This window comes from Pseudonocardia zijingensis (genome assembly GCF_042657305.1).
In the GTDB taxonomy this organism is placed as follows: Bacteria; Actinomycetota; Actinomycetes; order Mycobacteriales; family Pseudonocardiaceae; genus Pseudonocardia; species Pseudonocardia zijingensis.
On record NZ_JBHSKO010000006.1, the window covers coordinates 185,601 to 207,481 of the forward strand.

General features: G+C 73.0%; 17 protein-coding genes. 10 read left to right on the forward strand and 7 right to left on the reverse strand.

Going from position 1 to position 21,881, the window contains the following annotated elements; all coding sequences use genetic code 11:
* Nucleotides 1–3: 3 nt before the first annotated feature.
* Nucleotides 4–978: a helix-turn-helix transcriptional regulator gene (locus ACFPL3_RS15070; protein ID WP_343941731.1), complete on the reverse strand. Its 975-nt coding sequence runs from the start codon at nt 976–978 to the stop codon at nt 4–6.
* Between the two features lie 540 nt (nt 979–1,518).
* Here ACFPL3_RS15070 and ACFPL3_RS15075 point away from each other — a divergent pair.
* Complete coding sequence (locus ACFPL3_RS15075; RefSeq protein ID WP_343941730.1) at nt 1,519–2,694, forward strand: CaiB/BaiF CoA transferase family protein; 1,176 nt, start codon at nt 1,519–1,521, stop codon at nt 2,692–2,694.
* Between the two features lie 54 nt (nt 2,695–2,748).
* Nucleotides 2,749–4,116: an SLC13 family permease gene (locus tag ACFPL3_RS15080; RefSeq protein WP_343941729.1), complete on the forward strand. Its 1,368-nt coding sequence runs from the start codon at nt 2,749–2,751 to the stop codon at nt 4,114–4,116.
* A 33-nt stretch (nt 4,117–4,149) separates the two neighbouring features.
* On the opposite strand, the gene ACFPL3_RS15085 is transcribed toward ACFPL3_RS15080, so the two are convergent.
* Nucleotides 4,150–5,064, reverse strand: a complete 915-nt coding sequence (locus ACFPL3_RS15085; RefSeq protein ID WP_343941728.1) for a PaaI family thioesterase — start codon at nt 5,062–5,064, stop codon at nt 4,150–4,152.
* 150 nt (nt 5,065–5,214) lie between these two features.
* Between ACFPL3_RS15085 and ACFPL3_RS15090 the strand changes: the two genes are divergently transcribed.
* The 3 genes from ACFPL3_RS15090 to ACFPL3_RS15100 are packed head-to-tail and all read left to right on the forward strand — an operon-like array spanning nt 5,215 to nt 10,489.
* Nucleotides 5,215–5,943: a haloacid dehalogenase type II gene (locus ACFPL3_RS15090; RefSeq protein WP_343941727.1), complete on the forward strand. Its 729-nt coding sequence runs from the start codon at nt 5,215–5,217 to the stop codon at nt 5,941–5,943.
* 32 nt (nt 5,944–5,975) lie between these two features.
* Nucleotides 5,976–8,816 (forward strand): FAD-binding and (Fe-S)-binding domain-containing protein, encoded by a 2,841-nt coding sequence (locus ACFPL3_RS15095; protein WP_343941726.1) that lies wholly within the window; start codon nt 5,976–5,978, stop codon nt 8,814–8,816.
* Nucleotides 8,816–10,489: a PucR family transcriptional regulator gene (locus ACFPL3_RS15100; protein ID WP_343941725.1), complete on the forward strand. Its 1,674-nt coding sequence runs from the start codon at nt 8,816–8,818 to the stop codon at nt 10,487–10,489. The genes ACFPL3_RS15095 and ACFPL3_RS15100 overlap by 1 nt, the downstream gene beginning before the upstream one ends.
* A gap of 349 nt (nt 10,490–10,838) precedes the next feature.
* Here ACFPL3_RS15100 and ACFPL3_RS15105 read toward each other — a convergent pair whose 3' ends face one another.
* Nucleotides 10,839–11,714, reverse strand: coding sequence for a LysR family transcriptional regulator (locus tag ACFPL3_RS15105; protein ID WP_343941724.1), 876 nt, complete (start codon nt 11,712–11,714; stop codon nt 10,839–10,841).
* 94 nt (nt 11,715–11,808) lie between these two features.
* Between ACFPL3_RS15105 and ACFPL3_RS15110 the strand changes: the two genes are divergently transcribed.
* The 3 genes from ACFPL3_RS15110 to ACFPL3_RS15120 all read left to right on the forward strand — a co-directional run bounded on the left by ACFPL3_RS15110 (nt 11,809) and on the right by ACFPL3_RS15120 (nt 16,251).
* Nucleotides 11,809–13,056, forward strand: a complete 1,248-nt coding sequence (locus tag ACFPL3_RS15110) for an FAD-dependent oxidoreductase (RefSeq protein WP_343941723.1) — start codon at nt 11,809–11,811, stop codon at nt 13,054–13,056.
* 30 nt (nt 13,057–13,086) lie between these two features.
* On the forward strand, nt 13,087–14,307 hold the full coding sequence (locus ACFPL3_RS15115; RefSeq protein WP_343941722.1) for an MFS transporter: 1,221 nt from the start codon (nt 13,087–13,089) through the stop codon (nt 14,305–14,307).
* A gap of 72 nt (nt 14,308–14,379) precedes the next feature.
* On the forward strand, nt 14,380–16,251 hold the full coding sequence (locus ACFPL3_RS15120; RefSeq protein WP_343941721.1) for an FAD-dependent monooxygenase: 1,872 nt from the start codon (nt 14,380–14,382) through the stop codon (nt 16,249–16,251).
* Between the two features lie 51 nt (nt 16,252–16,302).
* Here the strand turns inward: ACFPL3_RS15120 and ACFPL3_RS15125 are convergent, their stop codons facing one another.
* The 3 genes from ACFPL3_RS15125 to htpX all read right to left on the reverse strand — a co-directional run bounded on the left by ACFPL3_RS15125 (nt 16,303) and on the right by htpX (nt 18,364).
* Entirely contained in the window at nt 16,303–16,785 is a 483-nt protein-coding gene (locus ACFPL3_RS15125; protein ID WP_343941872.1) for a Dps family protein, read from the reverse strand.
* A 91-nt stretch (nt 16,786–16,876) separates the two neighbouring features.
* Nucleotides 16,877–17,410 carry a DoxX family protein gene (locus ACFPL3_RS15130; RefSeq protein WP_343941720.1) on the reverse strand — a complete coding sequence of 178 codons (534 nt, stop codon included), beginning with the start codon at nt 17,408–17,410 and terminating at the stop codon, nt 16,877–16,879.
* 36 nt (nt 17,411–17,446) lie between these two features.
* Nucleotides 17,447–18,364 carry a zinc metalloprotease HtpX gene (htpX, locus tag ACFPL3_RS15135; RefSeq protein ID WP_343941871.1) on the reverse strand — a complete coding sequence of 306 codons (918 nt, stop codon included), beginning with the start codon at nt 18,362–18,364 and terminating at the stop codon, nt 17,447–17,449.
* Between the two features lie 424 nt (nt 18,365–18,788).
* Between htpX and ACFPL3_RS15140 the strand changes: the two genes are divergently transcribed.
* On the forward strand, nt 18,789–19,490 hold the full coding sequence (locus ACFPL3_RS15140; RefSeq protein WP_343941719.1) for a FadR/GntR family transcriptional regulator: 702 nt from the start codon (nt 18,789–18,791) through the stop codon (nt 19,488–19,490).
* A gap of 153 nt (nt 19,491–19,643) precedes the next feature.
* Here the strand turns inward: ACFPL3_RS15140 and ACFPL3_RS15145 are convergent, their stop codons facing one another.
* Nucleotides 19,644–20,072, reverse strand: coding sequence for a hypothetical protein (locus ACFPL3_RS15145; protein WP_343941718.1), 429 nt, complete (start codon nt 20,070–20,072; stop codon nt 19,644–19,646).
* Between the two features lie 242 nt (nt 20,073–20,314).
* Here ACFPL3_RS15145 and ACFPL3_RS15150 point away from each other — a divergent pair, with 242 nt between their 5' ends.
* Nucleotides 20,315–21,682 carry an acetamidase/formamidase family protein gene (locus ACFPL3_RS15150; protein ID WP_343941717.1) on the forward strand — a complete coding sequence of 456 codons (1,368 nt, stop codon included), beginning with the start codon at nt 20,315–20,317 and terminating at the stop codon, nt 21,680–21,682.
* Nucleotides 21,683–21,881: the final 199 nt, after the last annotated feature.

A 21,881-nucleotide genomic window follows, 5' to 3' on the forward strand; every position in this document is an offset into this window, starting at 1 on the left:
CGATCATGGCCGGTTCCCGGGACGAGCGGCCGCGTCCGCCGCCTCCAGCAGCGTGCGCAGGTGCTGCTGGTACGCGGTGCGGACCTCGGGAGGCGAGAGCACCTCCAGGGGGGTGGCGAGTCCGATCAGGAACCGCACGAGCCCGGCCACGTCGGTGCCGCCGATCGTGACGTCCGTGGCGTGGGCGCCTGCGGGTTCGTGGATGCCGCGGCCCGGTGGAACGAGCCGCTGCGCCTCGGCCGTCGGGATCGGCAGCCTGATCGTGACGTAGAGCGGGTAGTCGCTGGTCAGCATCCGGGCGACGAGTTGTGCGGCGTCCGGCGGGTCCGCCAGCTCCACCGGCTCGCCGGTCGGCCGGGCGGACACGACCCGATCTGCGCGGAAGGTCCGCCACTCCCCGCGCGTGAGGTCGAGCGCCACGACGTACCACCGGTGGCTCGTGCGGACGAGCCGGTGGGGGGCGACGTCCCGGGTCGATTCCCGGCCCGCGCGGTCGCGATAGGTCATCCGGAGGCGTTCGCCCCGGCGGCACGCGCTCGCCAGCTCCGACAGCACGTTGGTGGTGACGTGCCGTTGGTCGGCTCGCGGCGTGTGCTCGATCGTCGCGTCCAGTTCACCGAGTCGGGCCGAGACGCGGGCCGGGAGCAGCCGTTGGAGCTTCAGCAGCGCGGACAGCGCGGCCTGGTCGCCGCCGAGCACCCCGCTCAGCGCCGCCTCCCGCAGCGCGACGGCGACGGCGAGGGCTTCCTCGTCGTCCAGGCTCAACGGCGGCACCCGGTCGCCGCCACCCAGCCGGTAGCCGCCCCAGGGCCCGGGGTCGGACTCGACGCCGTAACCCAGGTCGCGCAGCTTCGCCACATCCCGGCGGACGGTGCGTTCGGTGACCTCCAGCCGGGCGGCCAGCTCGCTGTTGGTCCACGAGGGCCGGGTTGCCAGCAGCGCGACCAGCCGCAGGAGCCGTGCCGACGAGTTGATCACGCCACCACTCCAGGTCGGGAACGTCGAGCGAACCCTACGACCCGGGGGCGACGACCCCCGATCAGTCCTGGAGCAGCGCGGCGAACATGCCGGGCTCGTAGGAGCGCACGATTTCGGCCGAGGCTTCTACCCGATGCTCCAGCAGGTCTACGCCGACCGGCTCAAGACCTGGGCCGACTGGCAGGACCTGTCCGCGGAGGCCCACGGCGGGCTCGATCAGGATCGGTGACCCCGGTCCGTACCAGGGCGGGCTTCCCGAGGTTCAGGAAAGCCACATTCAAGGCCGGAGCGGCCCTGAATGTGGCTTTCCTGAACTCGAGCCCGCCCGCACTCCGGCACGCTCCGGGCCCGGCGCGAATCCGCTCCACCGGGGCCGGTCTCCGGCAACACGGCGTTGTGCGAAGCACCAACGAGCGTCCCGTCAGATCGTGGCTTCGTTCGAGGACGTGAGAGCTCTGCCTCCATAGCGTGAACGCGCCGGTGCTGCTCGACGAGCGGCCGCTGGTCCGGCGCCGGAACCGCGATGTGGAGGGGTGTCAGATGACCGCGCACCGAGCCGCCGGGCTCCCGCTCACCGGGATCCGGGTGATCGCGCTGGAGCATGCGGTGGCGGCCCCGCTCTGTTCGCGCCACCTCGCGGATCTGGGCGCCGACGTCGTCAAGGTGGAGAGCCCGGACGGTGGGGACCTCGCTCGGCACTACGACTCGGTGGTGGAGGGGCAGTCCGCCTACTTCGTCTGGGCCAACCGTGGCAAGCGCAGCGTCGTCCTCGACCTCAAGTCGGACGAGGGGCGCGCCGCCTTCGGCGGTCTGCTCCAGGAGGCCGACGTGTTCGTGCACAACCTCGGCCCCGGCGCGGTGGACCGTCTCGGGTTCGGACCCGACACGCTGCGGGAGCGGTTCCCCCGGCTGATCAACTGCGCCATCTCCGGATACGGCGCGAACGGGCCCTACCGGAACCGCAAGGCGTTCGACCTGCTGATCCAGAGCGAGGCCGGTCTGCTCTCGGTCACGGGTGAGCCGGAACACCCGGCGAAGGTGGGGATCTCGGTCGCCGACATGTGCGCGGGGGTCTACGCGATGTCGGCGATCCTCGCCGCGGTCCTGCGCCGCGAGCGATCCGGTGCGGGCGCCTTCATCGACATCTCGATGCTGGAGTGCCTCAGCGAGTGGATGATGGCGCCCGCATACCACCAACTCTACGCCGGGACGCAGCTCCCACGGGCCGGCGCGCGGCACAACATGATGGTGCCGTACGGGGTGTACCGCGCGGGCGAAGGGCAGCACGTCGTCTTCGCGGTGCAGACAGCCGCGCAGTGGGCGCGGCTGTGCGGGCACGTCCTCGATCGCCCCGACCTCGTCGGGGACGCCCGGTTCGCCACCAACGAACTGCGGGTCCGCAACCGCGCCGAGCTGGAACCGCTGATCGAGGAGAGGCTGGCTGCGCTCGGCGCCGCGCGGGCGACGGAACTGCTGCTCGCCGCGGGCATCCCTACCGCAGCCGTGAACGATCTCGACGGTCTGGTGCACCACCCGCAACACGAGGCCCGTGCCCGGTGGGCGGAGGCCGGATCTCCGGGCGGCCCCGTCCGGGTTCTCCGGTCGCCGTTCAACATCGACGGGCTCGTCGAGCGCCCCGTCGCGGTGCCGGGGCTGGGTGAGCACACCGACACGGTGCTGGCCGAGCTGGGCCAGACCATCCCCGCCGCGGACTGAGCACCGGATCCCCCCGGGCCGCTCCGCCCCGCTTCAACGACGAATCGAGGTCCCATGTCCCCCGAAGTCATCGCGCTGCTGGCACTGGCGGTGGTGTTCCTGGTCGCCACCGTCACGTCGGCGCACATGGGTGCGCTGGCGCTGGTCGCCGCGTTCCTGGTCGGCGGGCTCGTCTACGGCATCGACGCCGACGAGGTGCTCGCCGGTTTCCCGGGCAGCATGTTCGTGATCCTGGTCGGGGTCACCTACCTCTTCGCGCTCGCCAAGAACAACGGCACGGTCGACTGGCTGGTGCACGCCTCCGTGCGGGTGGCGGGCGGACGGATCGCCGCCGTGCCGGTGGTGATGTTCCTGGTGCCTGCGGCGATCACCGCGATCGGGGCCGCGGCCCCGGCAGCGTGCGCGATCATCATTCCGATCGCCCTGCGCTTCGCCCGCCGCTACGCCATCAACCCGCTGCTGATGAGCATGATGGTGATCCAGGGGACGACGGCGGGCGGCTTCTCCCCGATCGGCATCTACGGGGTCATCGTCAACGGGGTCACCGGCGACGCGGGCCTGCCGACCGCTCCGGGCATGCTGTTCCTGGGCACCTTCTGCACCACCGCGGCGCTGGGCGCCGTCGCCTACTTCGCCCTCGGCGGCCGGCAGCTGATCGGCCGCCGCCGTGCGGTCGTCTCCGAGGCCGCCCGGGCCGACGACACCCCCGCTGCCATGGTCGCCGCGCCGGCCCCGACCGGAGGTGCTTCCGCCGACGGCTCGACGGGAACGGTGACCCGCCCCCGTACGGCCCCGGACGACGTCGAGACCGACGGGGTGCCGGAACTGGACACCCAGCGGCTGCTGACGCTCGGCGGCCTGGTCGGCCTGGTGATCGCGACGCTGGTGTTCGACCTGCACGTGGGTCTGGTCGCGCTGGCGATCGCGGTGCTGCTGACCATCGCATTCCCGCAGAACGCGAAGGGGGCGGTCGACCGGATCGCCTGGCCCACCGTCCTGCTGATCGGCGGGATCATGACCTACATCGCGATGCTGGAGGACCAGGGCACGGTCGAGTGGCTGGGACACGGCATCGCGGGGATCAGCACGCCGCTGCTGGCCGCGTTCGTGCTCCTGCTGATCGGTGCGGTCGTCTCGGCGTTCGCCTCGACCACGGCCCTGCTGGGTGCGGTGATCCCGCTGGCGACGCCGTTCCTGCTCACCGGCAACATCTCGGTGATCGGGGTGATCGTCGCCCTGTGCATCGCGAGCTCGGTCGTGGACTGCAGCCCCCTGTCGACCATGGGCGCGCTGGCCGTCGCGAACTCCCCGAAGGAGCAGGCCGACCGCGTGTTCCGCGGTCTGATGGTCTGGGGCATGTCGCTGGTCGTCATCGCGCCGGTCGTCACCTGGGCGGCGCTGGTCCTGCCGTCCTCCTTCTGACCTGCGGCGACCGGGCCCGGCCCGCGCCCGGGCTCAGGTGGCCGGGACGCGGCAGACCACCCCGGCGGCGGCACGCACCGCCTCGTCCTGGGTGACCTGCACGTCGACGAACACGGTGCGGCGGGTGCGGTGCTCGACCCGGGCGGCGACGTGCAGAACGGTCCTGGTGTGGGCGGCGTCGGCGAACCGCACACCGACCGAACGCACGTCCACCGGGCCGCCGGCCGCCGCGCGTGCGGCCCGGGTGGCGAGCGCGACGAGGACGGATCCCTGCACGGCGCCGGCACGGTTGGTGACGGAGCCGGCTGGGCGGAACCGCAGGGTGGCCCGGCCGTCGCCGGCTGCCGTCGTCGTAGCGGCCTCGACCACGCGGTCCCCCCACGACAGCGAGGACCCGGCCCCGCCATCCGCCGCTGTTCCGAGCATGGCGCCGAGGGCGCCGGCTTCGACCTCGTCGAGATCTGCCCGAGGCAGCGGTTCCACGGCTGGGATCCCCTCCGGGTCGTCCCACGGCAGCACCGGCTGGCGGCCCCGCGAGGGCACCGCGAAAGTGGCGGAGGCGTGGCCGATGGCGGCGCCCTCGTCGCGGAGCACCGCGGCCGCGGTACCCAGGCCGCCGTCGACGGCCGTCTCGGTCGCGTGTGCGGTGAACCGGGCGGCCGAGCGCGCCGGGCGCACCAGTTCCAGGCTGAGGGTCAGGGTCGGCATCGGCTTCTCGCGGGACGTGCGGGCGCGCAGAGCCCCGCCGAGCACGAAGTCGGCCAGCATGGCGGCCTCGAGATCACCGATCCGTTGCGGTGCCGGAGCGGGGGAGAAGCCGAGGTCCGCCCCGGTGGCACCGCCCGGCGTCGTCCGGATGCCGGCTGTGCAGGCCAGCAAGGGAGCACCCGTGCGGCGCGCGAGGGCGACGGCGCGCAGTCCCCAGTCCAGCTCGTCGTGGTCGTTCACGCGTGCCACGTTGCCGGACCCCGGTACGGCGGACGACGTGCATCCCACCAACCTCGCCCCGCAGACGTGGGGGTTTCGTCCGAAGCGGCGCCGGTCCGGTTCTGAATAGCGTCTCGCACAGCCCAGCAACCAGCGACGATGAGGCGAGGAATGACGGAGCAGACCGATCTGTCGGGTGTGAAGGCCCTCATGTTCGACTTCTACGGCACCGTGGTCGACATGCAGGGGAGCCTGGTCAAGGCGATCACGCCCTACCTGGAGTCGAAGAACTACACCGCCCAGCCGGCCACCCGCGTCGTCACGTGGTGGCGCCGCACGCACTTCGAGAACTCGATGATCGACGCCCTGCTCGGGCGCGAGCACATCCCGTACCGCGAGATCGGGCGCCAGGCCGTCGACCACACCCTCACCCGCGCGGGCATCCCGCACACGATGGACGAGGTCCGCGACCTCGTTGCGGCGATCGAGCGCCTCGAGCCGTTCCCGGACGTGATCGAGGCCCTGACCACGCTGAAGGACGCCGGGTTCGCGCTCGTCATCCTCTCCAACGGCGACCCCGACATGCTCGAGGCGGGGGTGGCGTTCTCCGGTACCGAGCACCTGTGGACCCGGGTGGTCTCGGTGGAGGAGGCAGGTGCGTTCAAGCCGCACTTCACCACATACGCGACCGGCGCGAAGGCCGTCGGCCTGGCCCCGGCCGAGGTGCTGTTCGTGGCCAACCACGCCTTCGACTGCGTCGGCGCGAAGGCCGCCGGGATGCACACAGCGTTCGTCGACCGCCGCAAGCGCCCGTTCGGCAACGAGCACTACCCGCCGACCCTGGTGGTGGACGACTTCGCCCACCTGGCGCGTGAGATCGTGCATCGCGTCCAGGGCTGACCGTCCCGGACGGCGCGAACGAGGAGAAGTCTGTGAACGAGCCCGCCACCGCGAGGATCCGGGACCTGGTCACCGCGTTGCGGGCGGCCGGAGTCGAGAAGGTGGACGACTCGACCCGGGCCCGAGCCGAGTACTCGACGGACGCCTCCCTGTACCGGGTCGTGCCGATGGCGGTGGCCTTCCCCCGGTCGACCGACGAGGTGGTGGCCGCGCTCCAGGTGGCCCGCGAGCAGAAGGTCCCCGTGACCGGCCGCGGCGCCGGCACGTCGATCGCGGGCAACGCCGTCGGCACGGGCCTCGTGCTCGACTTCTCCCGGTACCTCGACGCCGTGCTGGAGCTCGACCCGCAGGCGCGCACCGCCCGGGTCCAGCCCGGGGTCGTCCTGGACTCGTTGCAGGCCCGGGCCCGCCCGCACGGGCTGCGGTTCGGCCCGGACCCCTCCACCCACGGCCGCTGCACGATCGGCGGGATGATCGGGAACAACGCCTGCGGCTCCCGCGCCCTCGGCTACGGGCGCACCTCCGACAACGTCGCCGCGCTGCGGATGGTGACGGGCCGGGGCGAGCTGCTCGAGTTGCGCCGCGGTGGCACGGACGAGCAGGCCGTCTCGCTGGACCTGGCCCGCCGCGCGGTGCGCGAGAACCTGGGCGTGATCCGCACCGAGTTCGGGCGGTTCGGCCGGCAGGTCTCCGGTTACGCGCTGGAGCACCTGCTGCCGGAGCGGGGGTTCGACGTCGCTCGGGCCGCGGTCGGCAGCGAGGGCACCTGGGGCATCCTCCTGGACGCCACAGTGGAACTGTTGCCGCTGCCGTCGCACACGGTGCTGGTGGCGCTGGGATACCCGGACATGGCCGCGGCGGCCGACGCGTGCCCCGCCATGCTCCCGCACCGCCCCGTCGCGGTCGAGGGCCTGGACTCCAGGATCGTCGACGTCGTGCGGGCCCGCCGGTCCGACGTCCCGGAGCTCCCGCCCGGCCAGGGCTGGCTGTTCGTCGAGCTCGCGGGGGACGACGAGGCCGAGCTGCACCGGCGGGCCCGCTCGCTGGCTGCCGACAGCGGCGCGCTCGGCCACCGGATCATCACCGGAGCCGCGGAGACGGCCGCGATCTGGCGGATCCGCGAGGACGGGGCCGGCCTGGCCGCGCGGCCGTCGGGGGGCCACATGGCGCACGCCGGGTGGGAGGACGCCGCCGTCCCGGTGGAGCGTCTCGGCACCTACCTGCGCGACTTCGACGAGCTGCTGGACGCGCACGGCCTGCACGGCGCGCCGTACGGCCACTTCGGGGACGGCTGTGTGCACGTGCGCATCGACTTCCCGCTCGACCGGCCCGAGGGCGGCTCCGCCTACCGGTCGTTCATCGAGGCGGCGGCGAAGCTGGTGGCGTCGCACGGCGGGTCGATGTCCGGTGAGCACGGCGACGGGCGGGCCCGTTCCGAGCTGCTGCGTTACCTCTACTCGTCGGAGGCGATCGCGGCTCTCGGGGCGGTCAAGGCGGCCTTCGACCCGGATGACCTGATGAACCCGGGGGTGTTGGTGGACCCGCGTCCCCTGGATGCCGACCTGCGGGTGCCGGCCGCCCGTGCCCACCGGAGCGGGTTGCCGATGGCGTTCGCCGACGACGCGGGCGACTTCACCAAGGCGGTGCACCGGTGCACCGGTGTGGGCAGGTGCCGCACGCCGAACAGCGCCGCGTCCGGTGGGGTGATGTGCCCGTCGTTCATGGCCACCCGCGACGAGAAGGACTCCACCCGCGGGCGCGCGCGGGTCCTGCAGGAGATGGTGAACGGCACCCTGGTGACCGGCGGGTGGCGGGCACCGGAGGTGCACGAGGCGCTCGACCTGTGCCTGTCCTGCAAGGGGTGCGCCTCGGACTGCCCCACCGGCGTGGACATGGCCTCCTACAAGGCCACCGTGTTGCACCAGGCATACCGTGGCCGGCTGCGTCCGGCCTCCCACTACAGCCTCGGCTGGCTTCCGACGTGGGCGCGGGTCGGTTCCCGGGTCCCGAGGCTGACCAACGCGCTGCTGCGTGCCCCCGGGCTCGCGGCGATCGGCAAGCGGGTGGCCGGTGTCGACGCCCGCCGCGATGTCCCGGAGTTCGCCCGGGAGACGTTCCGCCGCTGGTTCGACCGCCGCACCCCGCCCACCGGCGGCGATCCGGTGCTGTTGTGGGTGGACACCTTCACCGAGCACTTCACCCCCGAGGTCGGTGCGGCGGCGGTGCGGGTGCTGGAAGCGGCCGGGTACCGCGTCGAGATCAGTTCACCCGGGCAGTGCTGCGGGCTGACCTGGATCAGCACGGGCCAGCTGGACGTGGCTCGCCGCCGCGTGACCCGGGCCCTCGACGAGCTCGGCGCCCGCACCGCCGACGGCCGCCCCGTGGTGGGGCTGGAGCCCTCGTGCACCGCCGTGTTCCGCGGGGACGCCGAGGAGCTGGTCGCCCCCGCCCACCGCGACCAGGCCCATCGCGTGGCGGACCGGTTCCACACCCTGTCCGAACTGCTGCTCGACCGGCCCGGCTGGACGCCGCCGGACCTCGCCGGCACCCAGGTGGTGGCCCAGCCACACTGCCACCAGCACGCCGTCATGGGCTGGGACGCCGACCGTTCGCTGCTCGATGCGGCGGGCGCCGAGGTGCAGCGGGTCGGCGGGTGCTGCGGGCTGGCCGGGAACTTCGGCGCCGAGCGCGGCCACTACGACGTGTCGGTCGCGGTCGCCGAGACCGCGTTGTTGCCCGCCGTGCGCGCGGCGTCCCCGGGAGCGGTGGTGCTGGCCGACGGGTTCTCGTGCCGGACCCAGCTCGCGGCGCTCAGCGAGCGGCGCGGGCTGCACCTGGCCCAGCTGCTCGACGGCGACGCGCCGAGGTCGTGATGAAGCTCTGCGATCTGCTCGACGCCGCCGGTCCGGCGGCGTTGCAGGTCCACAGCTTGCGCGACGGTGGGCTCGCCACGGTGACCGACGTGGTGATCCTCGACGACGCGATCCCCCTCGAGCCGGGCCAGGTCGTCCTCGCCGTCGGCGTCGCCCACGGCACGCAGGCCGCGCGCGACCTGGTGCGCCGCGCCGACGAGGCCGGGGCCGGTGCGGTCGTCCTCCGATCGCCCGGCCCGAGCCCGTCGCCGCCCGACCCGTATCGGGAGGCACGGACGTCGGTCCTGTTCACCGATCCCAGCATCGGCTGGGCACAGCTCCTGCTCCTGCTGCGCACGCTGACCTCGGCGGTGCAGGACGAGACGCAGTCCGGTTCCCCGGACGGTCCCGTGCCCAGCGGCATGCACGGCCTCGCCGATGCGATCGCGGTGATGGTCGGCGGGTCGGTGGTGCTGTACGACCGGGCCCACCGGGTGATCGCCTACTCGGTGCAGGGACACGAGATCGACGACGTCCGGCGGGACGCGATCCTGGGCAAGCGCACCCCCGAGCAGTGGATCGAACGGTTCACCGTCGATCGCTCGGCGTACCAGACCTACCGCAACCCCGACCAGGTCGTGCGGGTCGACAAGTACCCCACCCTCAAGACCCGGCTCCGGATCGCCGTCCACACCGGTGGCGAGATCCTGGGCGAGATATCGGTGGCGGAAGGCCGGACGCCGCTGGGCCGGGAGGCGGAGGCGGCGTTGTACCGCGCGGCGTCGATGGCCGTGCCGTACATGCTGCGCCACCGGGTGGCCGAGGACACCGAGCGCACGGCGCGTTGGCAGATGCTGAACGGCCTGCTCTCCGCCGATCCGGGTTACCACGACCACGCCAGGCGTGCCGGGGTCGACCCCGACCGCGGCCTCACCGTGGTCGGCTTCGCGCTGATCGGTGAGGAGCACGCCGACCGGAAGGCCAACGAGGTGTTCGCGGAACGGTTGGTGCACCTGCTGTCATTGCAGATGTGCGCGATCGACCCGGCAGCGGGCGTCGTCTCCGGCTCCGGTACCTACTACGCGATCGTGCCCACGACCTCCGAAGCCGTCAACGAGGGACTGCCGAACCGGCTGCAACCGGCCCTCGCCCAGCTGAAGCGGCTGGAGCTGGACGCGTGCGCCGCGGTGAGCCGGCGCACGACCGCCCTCGCCGAGCTCCCGGCCGCGCGGTCGAACGTCGACGACCAGTTGCTGGTGCTGCGCCGCCGCGGAGCCCGGACGGCCGTGGGCACCGCCCGGGCGCTGTGGGCCGAGATGGTGCTCCTGCCCGCCGAACGAGCCGTCGACGACGCGGACCCCACGCTGCGCGAGCACCTGCAGCGGCTCGTCGTGCACGACCGGCGCAACGGAACGGACTTCGTGACCACGCTGCGGGTGTACCTCGAGGCGTTCGGCTCGACGTCACTGGCGTCCGAGCGGCTGGTGCTGCACCCGAACACCCTGCGGCACCGGATCTCCCGCCTGTGCGAGATCTCCGGGATCGACCTCGACGATCCGGACCAGCGGCTGGCGCTGGCGCTGCAGCTGCGGGCCGACCAGCACCGCGCTGCCGGGTCGGCACCTACGAGCGGGTCGTGGGCAGCAGCCTCGGGGTCGACCCGGCGTCCGGGTGCTCCGGCCCGGCGGTCGTAGCACCGCCGACGCCGACGCCGACGTCGAGCCGGCGAGACCGTTCCGAGAACCGCGTCATCGCCCGAGCGAGGGGACGACGAGATCGGCCCGCCGCGGGCGAACTCCTGGGCCGCCTCCGCGTGAGGCCGCTGGCGCTGCTCGTAGGCGCTGAAGGCCGCCTCCAGGTCGTCGCCGTGCCGGCTGAGCTCCTCGGCGAGCGTCCACGCCCCGAGCAGGGCCAGCGAGGTTCCGGATCGTCGTCCCGGCACGGAACGGTCCATGATCGCCGGTCTGGCGCGTTCCCCGACGCCTACTGTCGGAAAACGCACCCGACTGGCGATCAAGCACCGCGGGCGAGGCCGCGTACGACCTAACCGGGGGCGGTCGCCACGATCGCGCCCGCGACGGCGCGGACGACGGATCGGGTGAGCACCGGGTGTGCGACCCAGGTGCGCAGGTCGACCTGCGGTTCGACCAGCCTGCGCCACGGCCAGTCCGGCAGCAGCCGGGCCGCCGTGGTGTGGCTGAGCAGCACCGCGTCGGCGTCGACCGCCTCGGCGCAGAGCAGCGCGTTCTCGCTGAACCGGACGAACCGCCACTGCGGGCGGACCCCGGACTCGTGAGCGGCGAGCACCATCCGGTCGTGCTCGGCCGGTACCTGGTCCCGGCCGTGGGCCAGCACCACCACGTCGTCGAGGTCGGCCAGCCGGCAGGGCTCGGTGCCCGCGAGGCGGTGCCCCGGCCGGATCGCCACCCCGAACGGCTCGGCGAGCACCGGGACGTGGCGCAGGGTGTCCGGCGGGTTCTGGTGCACGATCCCCACGTCCAGGGTGCCCTCGGCCAGCATGCGGAGCTGGTCGCTGCTCGCGGCGTCGAGGAAGGTCACGCCCGCCGCGGGGACCGACGCGCGGATCTGTGCCAGTACCGACCGCAGCCAGTGCTGCGGCACCCCCGGCGGCAGTCCGACGTCCACGCGCTCCCGCACCGGCGCCGCGGACCGCGCGACCTCCCGGGACTGGTCCGCCAGCCGGAGGATCTGGACGGCGTGGGTATGCAATGCGGTCCCGGACGCGGTGGGGCGCACGCCGGTGGACGTACGCTCGAACAGGACGACCCCCATCTCCCGCTCCAGCGCCCTGATCTGCCTGGTCAGAGCCGGTTGGGAGAGCAGCAGGTGGGCTGCGGCACGGCTGATCGACCCTTCGGCGTAGACCGCGACGAGGTAGCGCAGCTGCCGGAGCTCCATGCGTTACAGGTATACCCGGGCCAGCGAACCGGCATTGGCCCGAGCCCCGCCGCGGGTCGTTCACTGTGCGGACACGAACCGAGGGAGGCCGGCGATGGAGACGCGCGTGGACGTGGTGGTGATCGGCGGGGGCGCAGCGGGGGTGGCCGCCGCCGTCGGCGCCCGGCGCTGCGGTGCCACCGTGCGCATAGTCGAGCGGTACCCCTACCTGGGTGGCGCCGCGACGAACAGCTCCGTGCTGACGTTCTGCGGGTTCTTCGACCAGCGCCGCGAGCAGGTCGTCGCCGGGGTCGGTGCCGAGGTGCTGGAGCGGCTGCGCGCCCTCGACGTCTACCAGGAGCACACCATGGCCTGGACCGGCAACCACATCGTGCTGCTGGACCTGGAGAGCACCAAGGTGGTGCTCGACGACCTCGTGACCGACGCGGACGTCGACGTCCGGCTGCACAGCACGCTCATCTCGGCCGAGCGGAGTGCGGAGGACCGCGTGACGGCGGTCGACGTCGCGAGCCGTGGCGGGATCGAGCGGATCCACGCCGACGCCTTCGTCGACGCCAGCGGCGACGGCGCGCTGCTCGCCGCGGCCGGCGCGGGGGTCTACGTGGCCCCGCTCGGCGAGCGGCAGACGAGCACGCTGGTCATGCGGCTGGACGGGATCGCGCCGGACGCCGACCTGTCCCGCGAGGGCATGCGGGCCGCCGTCGCCGCCCACGGCCGGGAGACGGGCCGGCCACTGGCCCGCGACCAGGGGATCACCGTCCGACTGCCGGTCAGCGGCCAGGTGATGACCCTGCTGGTCGACGAGCAGGCCGACGTCCTCGACGCCGCCGCCTTCACCCGGGACGAGGTGAGCGCACGCAGGCAGGCCTGGCGTTACCTCGACGCCTTCCGCAAGCACCTCGACGGCTGGCAGCACGCCTACCTCGTCGAGACCGGCCCGCAGATGGGGATCCGCGAGGCCCGTCGGATGGTCGGCCGGGCGACCCTGACCACGGAGGACGTGCTGAGCTCGCGCAAGCGGCCCGAGGAGTCGATCGGCCGCTGCGGCTGGCCCGTCGAGGACCACGTGGCCCCCGGCGTCACCCGCTACGAGCCGCTCGCCGGCAAGGCCTGGTACGACATCCCCTACGGCGTGATCTGCTCCGCCGACACCGAGAACCTGTGGGCCGCGGGCAGGCTCGTCTCGTGCGACGACGACGCGTTCGCGTCCGTACGCGTCATGGGCGCCGCGTTCGCCACCGGCCACGCCGCCGGGATCGCCGCCGCCCACTACGCCCACGGCACCCCGCACGACCTCGGCCGGATCCGGGCCGAGCTGGTGCGCCAGCACGCCCTGGTCTGACCCCCCGTTCCCCATTTCGCAGGAGCCTCGATGACGAGCGTCCACCCCGGCGTGCGCCGGACCACCTCGCCCGCCTACCGCTGGGTCGTGCTCGCGATGAGCTGGGCAGCGTTCACGATGACCTCGGTCGACCGTTCGACCTGGGGGCCCGCCTCGGCGGCGGTGAGCGACTCGCTCGGCGTCCCCCTGGCGGCGCTCGGGGTGTTCGCCACCGGCTACTACCTCGGCTACGTCGTGTCGAACGCCGGGGGTGGGGTGCTCACCGACTGGCTCGGCCCCCGCCGGGTCCTCGCCGTCTCGGGGGCGGCGGCCGGGCTCGCGATGATCGCGTTCGGCTCGAGCACCTCGATCGCGGTCGGGCTCGCGCTGCAGGCCGCCGTCGGGCTCTTCGCCGGGGTGGACTACGCCGCCGGGTTGAAGCTGATCTCCGTCTGGTTCGAGCCGGGTGAGCGCGGGCTGGCCGCCGGGGTGTTCATGACGGCCACCTCGCTGGGCACCGTGATCGCCAACGCGGTGGTGCCGAGCCTGATCGCCGCGTCCGGCTGGGGCACGTCCTACCACGTGTTCGGCGCGGTCACCGTCGGCATCGCGCTGCTCTGCCTGCTGCTGGTGCGCAACGGGTCGGCACAGACCGCCGCCGGTTCGCGCGCGATGCCCGACGTCCGCCCCCTGCTGCGCAACCGGGACCTGCTGCTGCTCGGCCTCGCGGGCTTCGGCGGGCTCTGGGGCACCTACGGGTTCGTCACCTGGTCCAACACCCTCATGGTCAAGGGCAGCGGGATCGACCCGGTGCACGCCGGGCTGGTCGTGGTGATCTTCGCGAGCATCGCGATCGCGGTGAAGCCGGTCGTCGGCTGGGTCTGCGACCGGCTCGGGCTGGGGCTGCGGCTGCCGGTCGCGGTGCTGCTGGCCTACTTCGGGGTGGTCCTGCTCGTGTTCGGCACGCTGGACTCGCTGACGTGGTTCCTGGTGGTCGCCCCGCTGCTCGGGATCGGCGCCTACGCCTACAGCCCGCTCACCGCCGCCATGACCCCCCTGCTCGTCGACTCCCGGGTCGCCGGGTCCGCGGCCGGAGGGGTGAACGCCTTCTGGCAGCTCGGCTCGGTGATCGTGCCCGCCGCGATCGGCCCGGTGTTCGCGGCCACCGGCTCCTTCGCCGCGGCGTTCGCGGCGCTGGCCGCGGGCCCGCTGATCGGCGCGGTCATCACGCTGTTCATCCGCGTGCCTGCCGACGCGGTGCGTCCTCGCTAGCAGGACACGGTTTCCCATCCGGCGGAAACGCCGCAGGATGCAAGAGCAGGTGCGAGAGGAGGAGCCGACCGCATGCAGTTCTACCTCGACGGCTACGAGCCCGGGGATCCGCTGGTCCACCACCCGCACCCGTCGGTGCTCGAGCGCGGTGCAGGGCTGCCGGAGACCGCCGACGTGGTGGTCATCGGCAGCGGCCCCGCGGGGCTCGTGCTCGCCGCCCAGCTCGCCGAGTTCCCGGAGCTGCGCACGGTGGTGGTCGACCGGCGCGACGGGCCGCTGGCGGTGGGCCAGGCCGACGGGGTGGCGTGCCGCACGGTGGAGGTGTTCGAGGCGTTCGGCCTCGCCGACCGGCTGATCAGCGAGGGCTACCAGGTCAACGAGGTCACGTTCTGGAGCCCGGATCCGCTGGACGGCTCGTCGATCGTGCGCACCGGCCGGATCGACGACGTGGAGGAGGGTATCTCCGAGATGCCCCACATGATCGTCAACCAGGCCCGGATGCTCGCCTACCTGCGCGAGCACATGGCGCGCTCGGCCACCCGGGCCGAGCCGTTCTACGGGTTGCAGGCCACCGACGTGCGCGTCGACCCCGATCCGGGGGCCGAGTACCCGGTCACGGTCACGCTGGCGCACGTCGAGGGGGGCGAGCCGACCGGGCGGACGTCCACGATCCGCGCCCGCTACGCCGTGGGGTGCGACGGCGCCCGCAGCAGCACGCGGCAGTCGATCGGGTTGTGCCTGCGCGGGGACGCGACGCACCAGTCGTGGGGTGTGATGGACGTGCTCGCGGTGACCGACTTCCCCGACATCCGGCTCAAGTCCGCGATCAGCTCCGAGCAGGGCAGCCTGCTGATCATCCCGCGCGAGGGCGGCTACCTGGTGCGGCTCTACATCGAGCTGGACAACGAGCGGGACGCGCAGATGCTGCGCGAGCGCAGCGTCACCCCGGAGAAGCTGGAGGCGGTGGCCAACCGGATCCTGCACCCGTACCGGATCGAGGTGAAGGACGTCGGCTGGTGGACGGTGTACGAGATCGCCCAGCGGCTGTGCGACCGGTTCGACGACGCAGGCGACGACGAGCGGCTGCCGCGCGTGTTCATCGCCGGGGACGCCTGCCACACCCACAGCGCCAAGGCCGGCCAGGGGATGAACGTGTCCATGGCCGACGCGTGGAACCTGGGGTGGAAGCTGGGCACCGTCCTGCGCGGCACGTCCCGCCCGGAGATCCTGCGCACCTACTCCGCCGAGCGGCAGGCGGTCGCGCAGCGGTTGATCGAGTTCGACCGCGAGTTCGCGGCGCTGTTCAGCAACCGGGAGGCCGAGCCGGAGAAGTTCCAGCGCTACTTCCGCGAGCAGGGCCGCTACACCGCCGGGGTCGCGGTGCGCTACGGGCCGTCGGTGCTGGTGGGGGAGCCGGCGCACCAGTACCTCGCGGAGGGTTTCCCGGTGGGGATGCGGTTGCACTCCGCGCCGGTGGTGCGGCTGGCCGACGCCAAACCGATGCACCTCGGGCACGTCGCCCGCGCGGACGGCGCGTGGCGGCTCCACGCCTTCGCCGACCGGGCCCACCCTGCGGCCGCCACGTCGCGGCTGCGCGCGCTGTGCGACGAGCTGCCCGGGCTGCTCGCCCGGTTCACCCCGCCCGGGGCCGCCCCGGACTCGGTGATCGACGTGCGCGCGGTCCTGCAGCAGGGCCACCGCGACGTGAGCGTCGCCGACCTGCCCCCGGTGCTGCTGCCGCACAAGGGGCGCTTCGGGCTCGTCGACTACGAGAAGGTCTTCTGCCCCCGCCCCGGCCAGGACCTGTTCGACCTGCGCGGGATCGACCGCGACCGCGGCTGCCTCGTGGTGGTGCGGCCCGACCAGTACGTGGCACAGGTGCTGCCGCTGGATGCCCACGCGGAGCTCGCCGACCTCCTCGCCGGCGCGCTGGTCGAGCGGTGAAGGGACGGGTGGCCGGGTGGCCGCCCGTCCCGATCCGTCAGATGTTGCCCATCAGATGTTGCACTGCGCGGACCACATCCAGCGGGTCTTCTCCAGCGCCCGCAGGATCTCGACGTACAGGTCCTGGGTGACCGGGTCGAGCTTGCCCGCCTCGTCGACCCGGGGACGCAGCCGCCGCGCCACACCGTCGACCGACTCGACGATGCGGTTGATCACGTCGTCGTCCCGGACGAACCCGGCCGGGAACGCGGGCAGCGCCCTGCTGTCGGCGACGGTCGCCGCCCGCCCATCCGGTGCCACGCCGGTCGCGGCAGCTCGTTCGGCCACCTCGTCGACGTACTTCCGGCACAGGTCCACCAGCTCGTCGAGCTGCAGGTGGATGTCCCGGAACCGGCGCCCGACGACGTTCCAGTGCGCCTGCTTCGCCACGAGCGACAGGTCCAGGAGGTCGACGAGCGTGGCCTGCAGGCTCTGCCCGATCACGTCACGGGCGTGGTCGTCGAGCGGGCTCGGGATCGGGTCGTGTTCGCCCATCGTCTTCATCCCCTTCTCCAGGTCTTGACGTTCCACGGTTGGGGCGCGGAGCCGTCGCCTCCGCCGGACGAGCGGCTCCGTCGCCGTCGGGTCACGCCCGGGCCGCCCCGGCGGGGGTGGTGGTGCCGGGGGACCACCTCGGACGCAACGTCCGGGACACCGCACCGACCAGCCACCCGGCCAGGCCGATCGCCAGCGCGGCCAGGCCCCAGTGCGTGCCCGCAAGGGACCAGCCGAGGGCCGCGTCGACGCTGAGCGCGCCTGCGCCGGTGAACGCCGTGGTCAGCGCGGCCGCGGCCAGGGTGAGCGGGAACTCGTACCCGCCCGCGGTGTTCCACAGGCCGTTGCGGCGGTGCACCGTCCACGCCGCGTTCGCGAGCACGCCGGTCAGCATGCCGGCCGCCAGGGGTGTGGCGAACCCGAAGGCCAGTGCGAGCCCGGCGAGCAACTCGGCAGCGCCGAGGAGCACCGCGAACATCCGGCCCGGTCGCCAGCCCAGCGACTCCAGGAACCCACCGGTGCCCTCGATACCGTCGCCGCCGAACCAGCCGAACAGCTTCTGGGCGCCGTGGCCTGCCATCAGCAGCCCGACGACCCCGCGCAGCAGCAACAGTCCGAACTCCATGTCGTCTCACCTCCTTCCGAGCGTCGTTCTCGTCCGTCAGAACCGGTGTCCGGCCGCGCTCGTCAGCACCGGCCGGACGCTCCCGCGCACCGCGAGCGATCCGGCCATCTCCTCCAGCCGCCGGATGCGCTCGCCGATCGGCGGGTGGGTGGAGAACAGCGCCCCGAGCGCGTCTCCCGGCCGGAACGGGTTGGCGATCATGAGGTGGGCCTGCGAGACCAACGCGGGCTCGGGCCGCAGCGGGAGCGCGCGGGTCCCGCGTTCCAGCTTGCGCAGCGCGGAGGCCAGGGCGAGCGGGTCGCCCGTCAGCTCGGCGCCGCCGACGTCGGCCTGGTACTCCCGGGACCGGCTGACGGCCAGCTGGACGATGCCCGCGGCGATCGGCCCCAGGAGCGCGATCAGCAGGAGCTGGAGCGGGTTGTGGTCCTCGTCATCGGCGCCGCCGAACAGCCCGGCGAACGACGCGAGATCGGCCAGGAAGCCGACCGCGGCGGCGAGCGCACCGGCCACGCTCGAGATGAGGATGTCGCGCTGGTACACGTGGGAGAGCTCGTGGCCCAGCACCGCGCGCAGCTCACGCTCGTCGAGGATCCGCAGCAGCCCCCTCGTGACGCACACCGCGGCGTGGCGGGGGCTGCGTCCCGTGGCGAACGCGTTCGGCGCATCGGTCGGGCTGACGTAGAGCCGTGGCATCGGCTGCCCGGCAGCCGCGGACAGCTCACGGACGATGCGGTGCATCACGGGCTGCTCGGCAGGGCCCACCGGACGGGCCCGCATCGCCCGCAGGGCGAGCTTGTCCGAGTTGAAGTACACCCAGCCGTTCATCGCGAGGGCCGCGAGCAGGGCGACCACCAGCCCCGTCCGGCCGAAGAACGAGCCGATGAACAGGACGAGCCCGCTCATCGCCCCCAGCAGCACAGCGGTCTTCAGACCGTTCCTCCATCTACGCCCCATGTTCCCTCCCGTGCCCGACGAACAGAACGTCAAGGCGGGCGCGCCGACCCGGGCCGGGTCGATGATCATCAGGTCACCCCGCGCAGCGTTCCCCTGCTGCGCCCACCGCGGCCCGCTCCCGGACCAGGCGCCCGCTCACGTGGCGAATGCGCGCCACGCGCTCGCGATCAGCTGGTCGGCAGCGCCGGCGCTGAGGTGGGTCTCGCACGTGTCAGCACCGTCATCGCCTCCTTCGCCAGGTGTTCCGGGGTCCGACCCCGGTCGCCCTCTGCAACGCACGACCCATGTTTCTTGTTCCCGCGACTGTAGATTCTGTCGGTCCGGGCCGGCGGGGGTGCCTCCGGTGGCGCTGCGCATCGTGCGGGGCCGCCCCTCACGCCCTCGGATGTCAAGCCCCGCGTCGTAAAGTGGTCGGGTGTTTTCCGTGCCGCAGACGCGTGCCCAGTCGCTGGCCACCGAGATCGAGCGGTGGATCGTCGAGCGCGAGCTCGCCCCGGGAAGCCGCATCGCCACGATGGACGAGCTGCGCCAGCAGACCGGCCTCGGTCGCGCGACCATCAGCGAGGCGGCCCGGCTGCTCGCCGAGCGCGGCACCGTCGACGTCAAGCTCGGCCGCAGCGGTGGGCTCTTCGTCGCGCAGCCCGCTGCGGTGGTGCGGATGCGGCACACCCTGCTGTCGGTGTCGCAGGACCCGGCGCGGGTCAGGGATGCGCTCGCGGTCCGGGACGCGCTGGAGGAGCTGATCGACGTCGACGCGGCGCAGCACCGCACCGATCGCGACGTCCGCGATCTCGAGGCGATCATGGCGTCGATGCGGGAGCGGGCCACGTCGCGGGCCGAGTTCCTGCAGGCGAACCGGGAGCTGCACCGGCGCATCGCCGAGATCACCCCGAACGAGATCGCCCGCAGTGTCTACCTGGGCACGATGGCCCAGGTCGAGGGTTTGCCCAGCCGGCCGGACGCCGACACCGCCGACGACGCGGCGTACCTCGGCACGCGGGTGGACGTCCACGCCGACCTCGTCGCGGCCATCGCGGCGGGCGACGTGCCCCGGACGTCGCGTGCCGTCGAGGCGCACCGCGCGTTGACCGCGCCGAAGGTCGAGGACGTGCCCGCGCGGGCCTGAGCGGAAAACACCTCGGCTACGGCACCCACGCCTGCGCCGGGCAGGCGCTCGCGCGGATCGAGGCCCCGTCCGCGGCCTGGAACGGCTCCCGGTCGACGGGGTCGAGCTCCGCTGACCGATCTCGGAAGTGGGGGCTCGGAGTGGATCGGGCCGTCAGCCCGGGTGGCGCGGGGTGTTGCTCAGGCTCCACCCGGACACGCGAGCCAGCGCGACCTCCAGCTGCGGCATCCTGACCACCTCCGTCTCCACAGGCCCCTGGACGGTCACGTTGACCAGGTGCACGTGCTGGATCTGCGTCGCGTGCACCGGGGCCTCGTCCTCGTAGCCGCTGGCGACGTCCCGGAGTGCCACCCGCACCGCCGCGCTGATCGCGCCGTTGCCGTGCTCGGTCTGCCCGGCCAGGGCGCGCAGCCACGCCGATCGGCCCACCGCGTGCCCGGTGATCACCTTGCCGTCGACGTACAGCGCCACCCCGAACCCGTCGTCGACGCGCGCGAAGTTCTCCAACATCCCCCGCAGCACCGGGAACCGACCCCCGTCATCCCACTCGTCCACGCTCGGGGGCCGCATTCCCTCTGCCATGGCGCGACCCTATCGCGGCCGCGGGTGGCTATCGTCCACGCCGACGAGCGAGGAATCTTCGCCGCGCGGAACTCCGAGGCGCGTGCATTCAGAAGCACCTTTTGCGGGGAGACGCTCCCGGCTGGTCGTGCACGACGTGAAGTCAGTGGTCCGGCCCGGTGACGGGGTGAGACCGGGCACATGTCATCTGCCGGACGCCGGCGGTAACCCGGCCGACACAGGATTGCCTGACGATCCAGCGCATGAGCTCCCCCGATCCGGCATTCGCCCGCGCACTCCTCGTCCACGGTCTGGGAAGGCGCGCCTTCCTCCGGGCCGCCACCGCCCTGACCGGCGCGGGCGGGGCAGGCGTGCTCGCCGCCTGCAGCGCCACACCGTCGGCGACGGCCCCGGCGGGTGGCGCGACGGCCTCCGACACCCCGTTGCAGCCCGGCTCCGGCCCGATCGACGGTGATCACTACCTCGAGTCGACGTTGGACACCGTCCGCTGGGGGTACGTGCCGGCGATCGGTGCGGCACCGGCGCTCACGATCGCCTCCGGCGAGACGGTCACCATCGACACCGTGTCGCACGAGGGGATCCTCGAGGACCAGGGACGCGACCCCGTCGCGTACTTCGGCGGCCACGGCGTGGCGCCGGACGGCGTGCTCACCGACGCCGTGACCATCGCTCGTGACTACGCACGCACCCCGCGCAGCTTCGACGTCGACGGCCCCCACGTGATCACCGGACCGGTGTTCGTCGAGGGCGCGCAACAGGGCGACGTGCTCAAGGTCGAGACGCTCTCGGCGGTGCCGCGCGTGCCCTACGGCGTGGTGTCCAGCCGGCACGGGAAGGGAGCGCTGGCCCGCACGTCCGACGGCGGTGCCCCGGCCGGGATCACGGTGGACGAGGTGATGCCGGCCGTCGCCACCGACGGGCGCGCGAGCGGGGACCCGCAGGCCTACGGCAACGTCTCGGTCTTCACCACGGTGCGGGAGGGCGACGGCGGGCCGCTGGGGGTGATGCCGTTCGGCGACCGCGAGGTCGCGTTCCCGCTGCGGCCGTTCATGGGGACGATGGGCGTCGCGCACACCGCGGCGACGAGCGAGACCGCGCCCGAACTGAACTCCATCCCGCCGACGCTCGGCGGCGGCAACATCGACATCCGGCTGCTCGGCGCGGGATCGGCGTTCTACCTGCCCGTGCACGGCGAAGGCGCGCTGTTCTACGTCGGCGACCCGCACCTCGCGATGGGCGACGGGGAGGTGGCGCTCACCGCGCTGGAGGGGTCGTTGCGGGCCACGTTCCGGCTGACGGTGTGCAAGCCCGGCTCCGGCGAGGCGCCGTCGGTGGCCTACCGCTACCCGTTCGCGGAGACCACCGACGCGTGGGTGCCCATCGGCCTCTCCGACCCCGACGGCTCCGCGGGCGGGCAGGTGAACGACCTGGACGTGGCGATGCGGCGCACCGTCGTGAACGCCCTGGACTTCCTCGAGCAGGACCAGGGGATGGACCGCGCCACCGCCTACGCCTACCTCTCGGCCGCGGCCGACTTCACGATCTCGCAGGTGGTGGACCGCACCGTCGGCGTGCACGGCGTGATCACGAAGTCGCACTTCCGCGCATGAGCGCAGGGGCGGCGCCCTCATGAGGGCAGGAAAGCTACATTCAGGGTCTCTCCGGCCCTGGATGTGGGATCGACCCGCCGCGCTGAACGGCCCGGAGGGCCGCCGGTGGCGCCGCGCATCGTGCGGGACTGCTGCGGCCGGTTCCGCGGCCATGATCAGGGCTTTGGTGCATTATCGGGCGAAATCGACCCGGGAATGC